Source organism: Collimonas sp. GW821-FHT02H07 (assembly GCF_059421505.1).
The window spans coordinates 52309-64454 of sequence record NZ_JBWKVC010000010.1 but is presented as its reverse complement, the minus strand read 5'-3'; the positions used below and the strand labels follow the sequence as shown (position 1 = coordinate 64454).

The window sequence follows — 12146 nt, the reverse complement described above, 5'->3', positions numbered from 1 at the left end:
AAACTGTCGAAACTGTCAAATAGGTAAGTTGTGCTGCCGTATCGGCCAAGCGCCGCATCCATAAAAAAAGGCCGCATCGCTGCGGCCTTAGTGTAGCGTGAAAAGCGATTATTTTTTATCGCCCTTCTTGCCGTCCGTCTTGTCGTTGCCCGGTTCATCTTTACGGATGATGGCGCCGGCAGCCGGATCGGCCTTGTCGTCCTTGTCGCTTTCCGAACGGATTTCCGGCTTGATCTTGGATATCTGCACCGGCAAGCCCTTCAGCTGGTTGAGCGCTTGCACCAGCTGGAAGTCATCCTTGCCGCCGTATTCCAATGGCTTGCGCTTTTTCTCGGCCGCAGCGATCCGTTGCGCTTCTTCCAGTTCATCCACCTTCGCCTTGATCTCAGGACCCTTGTCGGTGTCGTTGCTCAGATGCTTGGTGAGGTCGGCTTCGCGCAGGCGCAGTCCGTTCAGGCCGTCGCCGTCGGCATATTCATCCACCATGACGTCCGGCACGATGCCCTTGGCCTGGATCGAACGGCCGTTGGGCGTGTAGTAGCGCGCGGTGGTCAGCTTGACCGCGGTGTTGCGGTCCGGCGGCAGGGCGATCACCGATTGCACCGAACCCTTGCCGAAGGTCTGGGTGCCCATGATGGTGGCGCGCTTGTAGTCTTGCAGGGCGCCGGCGACGATTTCCGAAGCGGAGGCGGAACCGGTATTGACCAGCACCACCATCGGCACCTTCTTCAAGGCGTCAGGCAGGCGCGCCAGCGGGTCGTTGCCCGGGTTGGCATAGTATTCGCGCTTGGCGTAGAACGAAGCCTTGGAGCTCGGCAGCTGGCCGTTGGTGGTCACCACCACCGAATCCTTGGGCAGGAAGGCGGCGGAAACGCCGATCGCGCCTGGCAGCACGCCGCCCGGATCGTTGCGCAGGTCCAGCACCAGGCCTTTCAGGTTCGGCTCCTGGGCGTAGATGGCGGCGATTTTCTTGGCCATGTCGTCCACCGTCGGTTCCTGGAACTGGGTGATGCGCAACCACGCATAGCCCGGTTCGACCACTTTCGACTTGACGCTCTGGACGCGGATTTCCTGGCGCGTGATGTTGAAGATCAGCGGCTTGTCTTCATCCTTGCGCGAAATGGTCAGGGTGATCTTGGTGTTCGGTTCGCCGCGCATGCGCTTGACGGCCTGCTCCAGGGTCAGGCCCTTGACCGGGGTGGCGTCGAGGCGGGTGATCAGGTCGCCCGCCTTGATGCCGGCGCGGTAGGCCGGCGAGTCCTCGATCGGCGAGACCACCTTGATGTAGCCTTCTTCCATGCCGACTTCGATGCCGAGCCCGACGAATTTGCCTTGCGTGCTCTCGCGCAACTCTTTGTAGGCTTTCTTGTCCAGATAGGCCGAGTGCGGGTCGAGCGAAGCCACCATGCCGGAAATGGCTTCGGTCAGCAGCTTCTTGTCGTCCGCCGGTTCCACATAGTCGGACTTGATCAGTCCGAACACATCGGCCAGCTGCCGCAATTCTTCCAGCGGCAACGGCGCGGCGGCACTCTTCTGCGCAATGGCGTCGAACTGGATAGAGGCGCCGATGCCCGCGATGACGCCTAAACTGATTAGACCGATATTTTTAAGCTTACTGCCCATGTTTCACCTAGTAGTTACCCATCCGAGTGGGTCAAACGCACGGCCTTGATGCCGAATTTCAAAGTATAAACCTGATTGTTCATTGCCGCCGCTGTTGCCGGCATTGGCAATCACGTCGCCGGCTTTAACCGCATCGCCGGGGCGCTTCAATAATGCCTGATTATTACCGTAAATAGTCATGTACTGGTTGCCGTGGTCGACAATGATCAGGTTGCCGAAGCCGCGCAGCCAGTCGGCAAACACGACGCGGCCAGAGGCGACCGCCTTGACTTCGGTGCCTTCCGGGGTGCGGATGAACAGGCCTTTCCAGCTCGGGCCGTCGCCGCGCTTGCTGCCGAAGCGCGCCATGACGTCGCCCCGTACCGGTAGCCGCAACTGGCCGCGCAGGGATTCGAACGGCTTGCCATAAGAGACATCCTTGACCTCGGGCTCCGGCGTCAGCTCGTTGCGCGCCAGCGGCGGCACGGGCGCCGGCGGCGTGACCGCCACCACGGGCGGCTGATCGTCGTCGATGGCGTCCGGATTGACCGGCTTGGGTTTGACCGTGCCGTCCGTTGCTGGCGGCTTTGCGGCCTGCGCGGCGCGCTGCTGCTCCGCCAGGCGCTGGCGCTCGCGCGCCGCCTGGGCTTGCGCCAGCGCTTCGGCTTTGGCTTTTGCCTGGGCCAGCTGCTGCAGGCGCTGCTTTTCGCGGGCGGCGGCTTCCGCCTGCTTCTGCGCCTCGATCAGCTGCGCCAGCTTGTCCACCAGGCCGGACAGGCGCTGGTCGTCGCGCTGGATATTGCCGGCTTCCTTGCGCTGGCTGTTGAGTTTGCTGGAAAGCTGGGTCAGCAGCGTCGCCCGCTTGGCTTTTTCCTGTTCCAGCAGCTTTTTCTGGTCACGCTGTTCCTGGGCGATCTCGTCCAGGTCGTCCTTGGCGTTCTGGGCTTCGGTCTGGTTGGCCTCCACCGCGGCCAGGTTGGCGCGCAGCGCTTCCAGCAGCTTGGCCTGCGCTTGCGAGACATAGCCCATGTATTGCAGGTCGCGATTGATGCGGTTCGGATTGTCGCCTGACAGCAGCAGCTTGATGCGGTCCTCATTGCCTGCCACGTACTGCTGGCGCAGCAGATTGGCCAACTGGGTCTGCTGCCGGGTCACGGTCTTGCTGAGTTCGTCGTGCTGCTTGGCCAGCCTGGCAACCTTGGCCTCGGTCTGCTGCTGCTCCGCGCTCAGGTCGCGCAAGGAGCGGGTGGCCTTGGAAACGGCTTCCTCGGAGTCGGCCAGGGCGTCGCTGGCATCGTCCTTCTCGGTTTCGGTCTGGCTGATGTCGCGCTTGAGGCTGTCCAGCTTTTGCCGCAAATCGGCGCGCTGCGCTTCCGCCGCCTGCTTTTGCTTGCTGCGTTCGGTGATTTTAGCGGGGGCTGCGCTGACAGCCGCCGGTTGGGCCGCTGCCAGCGTGGCCGCCAGCAGCAGCGCCAAAGGCCACGCCAGGAGCGCCGGCTGGCGGCTTCTGGCGTGGTTGCTGTTGCGCTTGCTGAGAGGTGTCAGGAGATGACCCAGCGAGATATTTATTTCGCTTTCCCCTGGCTGGCGACGGCGTTCATCGCCGCTGCTATCGCCTCCTGGTCGCCCAGGTAGTAGCTCTTGATCGGCTTCAGGTCGGCGTCCAGCTCATAGACCAGCGGCTGGCCGTTAGGAATGTTGAGGCCGACGATATCCTCGTCGCTGATGCCGTCCAGCATCTTGATCAGGGCGCGCAGGCTGTTGCCGTGGGCGGAAATGATGATGCGCTTGCCGCTGCGGATGGACGGCGCGATGTCATCGTTCCAGAACGGCAAAACACGCGCCACGGTGTCTTTCAGGCATTCGGTCAGCGGGATTTCCTCGCGTTTCAGGCCGGCGTAGCGCGGATCGGCGTAGGAAGTGCGCGGATCGTTCGGTTCCAGCGGCATAGGCGGCGTGTCATAGCTGCGGCGCCATACCATGACTTGCTCGTCGCCGTACTTGGCCGCGGTTTCCGCCTTGTTCAAGCCTTGCAGGGCGCCGTAGTGGCGCTCGTTCAGGCGCCAGTGATGCTTCACCGGCAGCCACATCAGGTCCATCTCGTCGAGCGTGCCCCACAAGGTGCGGATCGCGCGCTTCAGCACCGAGGTATACGCCAGGTCGAAGGTGAAGCCGGCTTGCAGCAGCAGCTGGCCAGCCTGCCTGGCTTCCGCCACGCCCTTGTCGGTGAGGTCGACGTCGACCCAGCCGGTGAAACGGTTAGCCAGGTTCCAGGTGGATTCGCCGTGGCGCATCAATACGATTTTGTACATGGTAATTTGCTAACTAAGTTAGATAGGTAAGTAGGAAATCGGTTGCTCGCCATCGGAATCCAGCTGCGGCGCTCAAAGGTTTTTCGAGCTGAGCTGATACGAATTGAATGGCGCTACAGCTTCTATTTTATAATGGCGGGATTAACTAATACCATTGGATACCCGTGAAATTCTTGATTGATAACATTTTTCTGATTGCAGTAGCAATATTGTCGGGTGGCGCGCTGTTGCTGCCTTTGTTGCAAAAGCGCGGTAACCGGGTGTCGACTTTACAGGCCACCCAGCTGATCAACCAGGGCAAGACACTGGTGCTGGATGTGCGTGACAGCGATGCATTTGCCGCCGCTCACCTGATAGACGCCAAGAACATCCCCTTGAAAGACCTGCCGCAACGCATGGCTGAACTGGACAAGTTTAAAGCAAAGAATGTGCTGGTGGTGTGCCAGACCGGCAGCCAGGCCACCAAGGCGGTAGCGCAATTGACCCAGGCCGGCTTTGCCCAGGCCTATAACCTGGAAGGCGGCATCGCCGCCTGGCAGACCCAGGGCCTGCCTACCGTCAAATAAGTGCCGCCAGCTGGCTGGCGTTGGGGTTGAACAAGGAAGAGTAGTCATGACAGCACATGTTGTAATGTATAGCACCGCAGTATGCCCATACTGCATCCGCGCCGAGCAGTTGCTGAAGGCAAAAGGCGTGGAAAATATCGAAAAGATCAGGATCGACCTCGATCCCTCGCAGCGCGAGACCATGATGCAAAAGACCGGCCGCCGCACCGTGCCGCAAATTTATATCGGCGCGACCCATGTCGGCGGCTTTGACGACTTGCATGCGCTCGATCGCGATGGCAAGCTGGAGCCCCTGCTGCAAAGCGCCTGATTTTCGGCAATTTCTCCAGGGAATCAGGTATTGTTGCACACTGCATTGAAAACCGGCCAGGTCGCAGGCATTGCCGTCTGGCTAATTTAAATTAACTGAAAGAGTGTCATGGCTGAAGAGAACCAACAAGTTGAAGCACCAGTGTTCCAGATTCAACGCGTCTACCTGAAAGATTTGTCGCTGGAACAACCGAATTCGCCGGCCATTTTTCTCGAGCAAGAGGCTCCGCAGATCGAAGTGGCAGTCGATGTCGGCGCTGAAGCGCTGGCCGAAGGCATTTTCGAGTCGACCGTGACGGTGACCGTCACCGCCAAGGTGAAAGACAAGGTCGCGTTCCTGGTCGAAGGCAAGCAAGCCGGTATTTTCGAACTGCGCAACATCCCGACCGAACAACTGGATCCATTGCTCGGCATCGGCTGCCCGAACATCGTCTACCCGTATCTGCGCGCCAATCTGGCGGACGCCATCACGCGTGCCGGTTTCCCGCCTATCCACCTGGCCGAAATCAATTTCGAAGTGTTCTATCAACAGCGTCTGCAGGCACTGGCCGAGCAAGCGCAAAAAGGCAGCGGCGACAGCATCGCGGTTGACGGCTCGACAACCATCAACTAATTTCGCAAGGCGCAGCGGCGGCCTGGCGCAGTGCCGGCCGCCGGCGCCGGCCGCGGATGATCGCGGCAAGGAGAGGGCGCCCGCCCGCAGCTTTTCCCTGTGATTTTGCGGCAACCCTCGCTGCAACTGGAGACCAATAGATGAATTTTGCACGCATAGCCGCTGCCGCCGCGTTGTTGCTGGGAAGCTCGCTCGGCGTTGCCGGTTCTGCCCACGCCCTCGATTTCAAGGCGGTTGGCGCAGCACCCGTGGTGTTATACGATGCGCCTTCGGAAAAAGGCCGGCGCGTAGCGGTTGCACCGCGCGGCATGCCGGTCGAAGTGGTGCTGACCTACGGCGAATGGACCAAAGTGCGCGACGCCAGCGGCGATTTGTCGTGGCTGCAGTCCAAGGGACTGGTCGCCAAGCGCAACCTGCAGGTGACCGTGGCCAATGCCAAGATTCGCGCCAATCCTGACGACGCCGCCGCAGTCGTGTTCAGCGCCGACAAGGGCGTGTTGCTGGAACTGGTCGATCCGGTCGCCTCGGGCTGGGCCAAAGTGCGCCATCGCGACGGCCAGAGCGGCTACGTCAAGGCGGCCGAGGTCTGGGGCGATTGATTCTTCCTCGTATTTTTGTCATTTCTAGCCGCCCGTGTCTTCTGAACCCACCATTCCATCGATGAATATAACTGTACTTGGCGCTGGCGCCTGGGGCACGGCGCTGGCGATCACCCTGGCGCAGCGCCATAGCGTGACGCTGTGGGGACGGAATCCCGACACCATGGCGGCAGCCGCCGCGCAGCGCGAAAACAGCGTCTATCTGCCCGGTTTCCCCTTGCCGGACAATCTGCGCCTCTCGGCCGATTTCTCGCAGGCCGTCGCCCATGTCACCGGCGACGCGGCCGCCGCCCAGGCGGAAGGCTTGCTGATCGTGGCATCCTCGGTGGCCGGCTTGCGTGAACTGGCGCAGCAGCTGCAAGCCTATCCGACCCCGAATATCGTCTGGCTGTGCAAGGGCTTTGAAGAAAACACCAGCCTGCTGCCGCACCAGATCGTGCGCGAGGTGCTGGGCGATGCGATGCCGGCGGCGGCGCTGTCGGGGCCGTCGTTTGCGCAAGAAGTCGCGCGCGGCCTGCCTTGCGCCTTGTCGGTCGCGAGCGTCCATGCGGGCTTGTGCGAGCAGGTGGTGGCGGCGGTGCATGGCGATAACATCCGGGTGTATTCGACCGACGACCTGATCGGGGTTGAAGTCGGCGGCGCGGTAAAGAACATCCTGGCGATTGCCACCGGCGTCGCCGATGGCCTGGGACTCGGCTTGAACGCGCGGGCTGCCTTGATCACCCGCGGCCTGGCGGAAATCACCCGGCTCGGGGTGGCGCTCGGCGGCCGCAGCGAAACCTTCATGGGTTTGTCCGGCGTCGGCGACCTCATCCTGACCTGCACCGGCGATCTGTCGCGCAACCGCAAGGTCGGGCTGGGGCTGGCGCAGGGCAAGCCGCTGGCATCCATCGTCACCGAGCTCGGCCATGTCGCCGAGGGCGTGCGCTGTGCCGCTGCCGTACGTGCTCTGGCGCAGCAGCGCGGCGTCGACATGCCGATCACCAATGCGGTCGCGGGCGTGCTGTTCGACGGCGCTTCCCTGCGTTCCGTGATGGAGCTCCTGCTGTCGCGCAATCCGCGCGAAGAAGCCGCTTAGGGCCTGTTAGCAAGCCGGCCCCGGCAAAGCCGATTTTACATAGCGATGCAATGTCGTTATGCCGCTTTGCCGCAGCATCAAGTAGTATCATTTCTTTGTGTCAAATCAATGACAAAACCTGGATAAATACGCCGACGACAATTAAGTGCGTTTCTCCTGCTTGTTGGCAACGATTGCGGCATATAATCGCCCTTTCCAAACATGATCGTGGTTTTTTTGATAAGGAAAGAAATGCATAGCACAATGTTCCCGGCTGTTCGACGTCGCTCTGCCCTTATGCAACGCGGATTCACGCTGATTGAAATCATGGTGGTGGTGGTGATCATGGGGATTCTGGCGGCCTTGGTCGTGCCTAAACTGATGGGCCGCACCGACGATGCGCGGATCCAGGCTGCGCGCCAGGATATCGGCACCCTGATGCAGGCGCTCAAGCTGTACAAACTGGACAACCAGCGTTATCCGACCACCGATCAGGGCTTGCAGGCGCTGGTGGTCAAGCCGACCAGCGGTCCCGCCGCCAATGGCTGGAAAAGCGGCGGCTATATCGACAAGCTGCCAAAAGACCCTTGGGGCAATCCGTATCAATTCCTGTCGCCCGGCATCCATGGCGAAGTGGATATATTTTCCTATGGCGCCGACGGCCAGCCGGGTGGTGAAGGTAACGACGCCGACATCGGCTCTTGGGACTTGTAATAATGTCCCTCATGGCGCATCGCAACCTGCGCCAGGGTGCAGCGCGCGGCTTTACCTTGCTGGAGCTGCTGGTGGTGGTGGTGATCGCAGGCATCACGCTGGGCGTGGTGTCGCTCAACGCGTTTCGCAGCGATCGCCAGGTCATGCAGGACGACGCCAAGCGGATTGCCTTGCTGCTGCAGCTGACGCGGGAAGAAGCCATCCTGCGCAATCGTCCGACGGCTTTCGAAGCTGACGCCAACAGCTATCGTTTCATGGTGCGTGAAGAAGCCGGCTGGCAGCCGCTGGCCCAGGACGACATGCTGCGCCAGCGCGATTTCAAGCGCAGTCCCATGCTGCTGGCCATGGATCCGGCGCCGACCGAGGCAGCGCCGCCAAATACCCTGCGCATCACCTTCGGCCGCGAACCGGTCGACAAGCCTTTTACCTTGACCATGAGCAGCGGCGACAGCACGGTCCTTATCCGCGCCGATGGCATCGGTCATTTTGCGGTTGAATAAATGCCTAACTTGCGCATGCCTCCCCACCGTTACGAAGCAGGTTTCACCTTGCTGGAAGTGCTGGTGGCATTGGTCATTGTCGGCACCGCGCTGGGCGCCAGCTTGCGCGCGGTCGGCAGCCTGACGCAGAACAGCAGCGGCTTGCGGGCCGCCATGATGGCTTCCTGGTCGGCGGAAAACCGGCTGACGCAAATTCGCCTCGGCCATGAATGGCCGTCAATCGGCAACCGCTCCTTCGATTGTCCGCAGGGCGATCTGCCGCTGTATTGCCAGGAACACGTGCTGGGCACGCCCAATCCCTATTTCCGGCGGGTGGAAGTTTCGGTGTTCGCCGATGCCAACTCCGAACGGCGCATCGTCAATCTGTCGCAGGTGGTGCCGAATGCGCGTTAGCAGAAAGCTGAAAAGCGGCAGCCGCGGTTTTACGCTGGTGGAACTGATCATCGCCGTCACCATCCTGGCGATGGTGGCGATACTGGGCTGGCGCGGCCTGGACGGCATCGTGCGTTCGCGGATTTCGCTGACGGCGGAAATGGAGCAGACGCGCGGCATGCAATTGACGTTTGCCCAGCTGCAAAGCGACTGCGCCCAAATCGCTCCCAAGATGCTGATGACCACGCGTCCCTATTTATCGGCGGAGCCGGGGCGCTTGCTGATGGTGCGGCTGGTGTTCGCCGACCAGCAGCCGACCCGTCTGCAGGTGGTGGATTACCGTCTGCGCGACGGCCGCCTGACGCGCCAGGAATCGGTGGCGACGCGCGATCCGAGCGTGATCGATACCTTGTGGCAGAACGCGCTCAACGATAGCGGCGACGGCGCCAACAGCCAGGCGGTGCTGTTGCAATCCGATATCGCCAGCATGCAGACGCAGGTGTGGGGCAGCGACCAGCAAGGCTGGCGTCCGTCTTCCGCCATCAGCGCCGGCAGCCAGGACAGCAACGTCAACGCCAACAAATGGACCGGCTTGCAGGTGGCGCTGCAGCTGCGCGGCCGCAGCGGCGCCATGGCCAAGACTTTCCTGCTGGGGGCCTCATGAGGCGCGCGCTGCGGAGCCGCTATGCCCAGCGCGGCGTCGCGGTAGTGACGGCCTTGCTGCTGACCACGCTGGCGGTCACCATCGTCGCCAGCCTGTTCTGGCAGCAGCAGGTGCAGGTGCGCTCGATCGAAAACCAGCGCCTGCAGCTGCAGAAAAACTGGATCATGCGCGGCGCGCTGGATTGGGCCAGCATGATCCTGCGCGCCAGCGGCAAGCAATTCCGTTACGACTATCTGGGACAGCCATGGGCTGCGCCCCTGGCTGATACCCGCCTCGACCAATATGTGGAAGACGGACAGGCAGTTGGCGACGCCGGCGACGCCATCCTTTCCGGCCATATCGTCGATGCCCAATCGCGCTACAACCTGAATAACCTGAGCGTGGGCGGCAAGCCGTCCCCCGATGAGGTGGCCGCTTTCAAACGCCTGCTGAGTAATCTGCGCCTGTCCGGCACGCTGGCCACGGCGGCGGCCCAGGCCATCGCGCAAGGGCTGCCGGCCGCGCCGTCGACCACCCCGCCAAGCACGCCGCCGGCCGGGCAACCGGGGAACGCTGTAACCACCGCCAGTTCGACATTGCCGATGATGCAGGTCGACGATTTGCTGTCGGTGCCTGGATTCACACCGGACATCGTGCGCCAGCTGCAGGATTATGTGGTGGTGCTGCCCTGGACCGGAGGCCCCACGCCGATCAACGCGAACACAGCGTCGGCCGAGGTGCTGGCTTCCCGTTTTCCTAACTTGTCGCTGGCGCAGGCCAATACGCTGGTAGCTATGCGGCGTACAGCGCCATTTACCGATATCGCCAATTTCACGGCGCAGCTGTCAAACCTGTTCAACATAACAGTACCGGCAAACGCGTATATCGAGGTTTCCAGCAAAAATTTTTTGGTCTACGGCAAGATTCGCATGGGTCGCGCCGCCCTGAATACCGTATCCTTGCTGAACCGTGCCGATAACGGCGCCAGCACCAATATCGTGTGGATTAGAGAACAATAAATGGAAGATGCGTTTTGAGTACCTTACTTCTCCGCTTACCCGCCAGGGCGACTGTGGACAGCGCCGCGGCGGTGGCCATGCCCGATTGCCGCTATGCGCTGGTGTCGGACGCCGGCCGCATCGAGCGCCAGGGCGCCGAACAGCTGTCCGGCCTGGCCGAGCAGATTGCCGCGGCGAGCCGGGTGGTGCTGATATTGGCCGCGGCCGACGTCAACCTGCTGCAGTTGCAAGTGCCGCCGCTGTCCGACGCCAAGCTGAAGATGGCGCTGCCGAACCTGGTGGAAGAACAATTGCTGGTCGATCCCTTCGACTGCGTGATCGTGGCCGGCCGCAAGCGCGCCGGCAGTGCCGCCGACAATAACCTGCGCCTGATTGCAGTGGTGCAAAGAGACTGGCTGGAGCTGCTGGTCAAGACCTTGCTGGCGCTGGGCGCGCATAACCTGCAAGCCTGGCCGGCCCAGCTTTGCCTGCCCCTGCGCGAGCCGGATATGGCGGTCGCCGCCATCACCGATCACGGCGGCGACATCGATGTCGCCTTGCGCCTGTCAGGCGAACAGGGCATGGGCTGGTCGCTGTCGCCGGTTTCGGGACAGTCGGTAGCGCAGGAAGTACTGGAGGGATTGACTTCCATCCTGCCGCAGCAGCAGATGACTTTATATGTACCGCAATCCTCCCTGGCGGCTTACCAGGAACTGGAGCCGGCGCAGATCACGGTGCTGGCCGACGACTGGTCGCACTGGCTGGCCGGCACCCAGGAACAGGCGCGCAACGGCATCGACCTGATGAGCGGCCTGACCGCCAGCGCCGCCGGCACCGAATTCAGCTGGCGCCGCTGGCGCTGGCCGCTGGGCCTGGCGGCGGCGCTGCTGCTGGTGAATGTCGTCAGCCTCAACTATGACTGGCTGCGCATGCGGCGCGAGGCGACTGCCCTGCGCAGCGGCATGCTGCAAAACTACCGCGCCGCCTTCCCGAAAGAAACCGTGATCGTCGACCCGATCGCCCAGGCCAAGCAAAAAGTCGCAGCGGCTCAGCGCGACGGCGGCCAGCTGGCGGCGGACGACTTCATCGCCCTGGCAGCCGCTTTTGGCTCGGCCTGGGCAGGCTTGCCGCAGAGCTCCGACAATGGCGCCATCGCCAGCCTGGAATATCGTGACCACCATCTGCTGGTGCGCCTGAAAAATCCTGGCGACGCGGATGGCGCCGAAGCGCAGCTCAAGAGTGCACTGAGCAGCATGAAATTAACGCTCAGCAAACCGGCTACCGGGGTCTGGCAAATCGGGAGCGGCAAGTGACGTCTACACGCAACCCCCTGCAGCAAGCCTGGAGCAGGATTTCAACGCCGGCCGGCGCCTACTGGGCGCAAAGAAACCAGCGCGAACGTCGTCTGCTCGGCGCCGCGGCGGCAGTGATCCTGCTGGCCATCATTTATCTGCTGCTGCTCGATCCGGCCCTGAGCGGCCGCAGCCGCCTGCAAAAGGACTTGCCGGCGCTGCGCCAGCACGCGGCCGAATTGCAGGCCCTGACGGCCAAGGCGGCATCGCTGTCCGGCCAGATGGCGGAGCGGCCGGCATCGCCCTTGAGCAAAGAGGCGGTTGAAACAGCATTGAAGAGCAAGGGACTGAGTCCGCAAAGCGTGACGCTGAACGGCGACATGGCCAAGGTGCAGCTGGCGGCGGTGGCCTTTGCCGGCTTGCTGGACTGGCTGGACGACGTCCAGAAGAATTCGCAATGGCAGGTGGTGGATGCCAGTGTCACGGCGCTGGCCGGGGCGACGCCGCAGCCGGGCATCGTCAACGCCACGGTCACTTTGCTGCAGCAAAAACATGAGTAATGTGCTGCG

General features: G+C 62.1%; 15 protein-coding genes. 12 read left to right on the top strand and 3 right to left on the bottom strand.

Features of this window, described 5'->3' with window-relative positions; translation table 11 throughout:
- Positions 1–108: 108 nt before the first annotated feature.
- The 3 genes from AC07V8_RS16285 to gpmA form a co-directional block, all read right to left on the bottom strand.
- A complete protein-coding gene (locus AC07V8_RS16285; RefSeq protein WP_494679665.1) occupies positions 109–1623 on the bottom strand; it encodes a S41 family peptidase in 1515 nt (504 codons plus the stop codon).
- Positions 1624–1626: 3 nt separating this feature from the next.
- Positions 1627–3078 carry a murein hydrolase activator EnvC family protein gene (locus AC07V8_RS16280; RefSeq protein ID WP_494679666.1) on the bottom strand — a complete coding sequence of 484 codons (1452 nt, stop codon included), beginning with the start codon at positions 3076–3078 and terminating at the stop codon, positions 1627–1629.
- Between the two features lie 89 nt (positions 3079–3167).
- Complete coding sequence (gene gpmA, locus AC07V8_RS16275) at positions 3168–3914, bottom strand: 2,3-diphosphoglycerate-dependent phosphoglycerate mutase (protein ID WP_494679667.1); 747 nt, start codon at positions 3912–3914, stop codon at positions 3168–3170.
- A gap of 164 nt (positions 3915–4078) precedes the next feature.
- Here gpmA and AC07V8_RS16270 point away from each other — a divergent pair, with 164 nt between their 5' ends.
- The 12 genes from AC07V8_RS16270 (at position 4079) to AC07V8_RS16215 (ending at position 12137) form a co-directional block, all read left to right on the top strand.
- Positions 4079–4480, top strand: a complete 402-nt coding sequence (locus tag AC07V8_RS16270) for a rhodanese-like domain-containing protein (RefSeq protein ID WP_494679668.1) — start codon at positions 4079–4081, stop codon at positions 4478–4480.
- Between the two features lie 46 nt (positions 4481–4526).
- Positions 4527–4790 (top strand): glutaredoxin 3, encoded by a 264-nt coding sequence (grxC, locus tag AC07V8_RS16265; protein ID WP_098494339.1) that lies wholly within the window; start codon positions 4527–4529, stop codon positions 4788–4790.
- A gap of 108 nt (positions 4791–4898) precedes the next feature.
- A complete protein-coding gene (gene secB, locus AC07V8_RS16260) occupies positions 4899–5402 on the top strand; it encodes a protein-export chaperone SecB (RefSeq protein WP_494679669.1) in 504 nt (167 codons plus the stop codon).
- Between the two features lie 140 nt (positions 5403–5542).
- Positions 5543–6001, top strand: a complete 459-nt coding sequence (locus AC07V8_RS16255) for an SH3 domain-containing protein (RefSeq protein WP_098494338.1) — start codon at positions 5543–5545, stop codon at positions 5999–6001.
- A 61-nt stretch (positions 6002–6062) separates the two neighbouring features.
- Positions 6063–7079 carry an NAD(P)H-dependent glycerol-3-phosphate dehydrogenase gene (locus AC07V8_RS16250; RefSeq protein ID WP_494679670.1) on the top strand — a complete coding sequence of 339 codons (1017 nt, stop codon included), beginning with the start codon at positions 6063–6065 and terminating at the stop codon, positions 7077–7079.
- A gap of 276 nt (positions 7080–7355) precedes the next feature.
- Positions 7356–7772: a type II secretion system major pseudopilin GspG gene (gene gspG, locus AC07V8_RS16245; RefSeq protein ID WP_304441860.1), complete on the top strand. Its 417-nt coding sequence runs from the start codon at positions 7356–7358 to the stop codon at positions 7770–7772.
- Between the two features lie 2 nt (positions 7773–7774).
- Positions 7775–8272, top strand: a complete 498-nt coding sequence (locus AC07V8_RS16240) for a GspH/FimT family pseudopilin (RefSeq protein ID WP_494679671.1) — start codon at positions 7775–7777, stop codon at positions 8270–8272.
- A complete protein-coding gene (gene gspI, locus AC07V8_RS16235) occupies positions 8273–8665 on the top strand; it encodes a type II secretion system minor pseudopilin GspI (RefSeq protein ID WP_494679672.1) in 393 nt (130 codons plus the stop codon).
- Positions 8655–9308, top strand: coding sequence for a PulJ/GspJ family protein (locus AC07V8_RS16230; RefSeq protein WP_494679673.1), 654 nt, complete (start codon positions 8655–8657; stop codon positions 9306–9308). Before gspI ends, AC07V8_RS16230 begins: the two co-directional genes overlap by 11 nt.
- Positions 9305–10306, top strand: a complete 1002-nt coding sequence (gene gspK / locus AC07V8_RS16225; protein WP_494679674.1) for a type II secretion system minor pseudopilin GspK — start codon at positions 9305–9307, stop codon at positions 10304–10306. Before AC07V8_RS16230 ends, gspK begins: the two co-directional genes overlap by 4 nt.
- Before the next feature lie 14 nt (positions 10307–10320).
- A complete protein-coding gene (gene gspL / locus AC07V8_RS16220; protein ID WP_494679675.1) occupies positions 10321–11598 on the top strand; it encodes a type II secretion system protein GspL in 1278 nt (425 codons plus the stop codon).
- Entirely contained in the window at positions 11595–12137 is a 543-nt protein-coding gene (locus AC07V8_RS16215; protein ID WP_494679676.1) for a type II secretion system protein M, read from the top strand. The genes gspL and AC07V8_RS16215 overlap by 4 nt, the downstream gene beginning before the upstream one ends.
- The last annotated feature ends 9 nt before the right edge of the window (positions 12138–12146 follow it).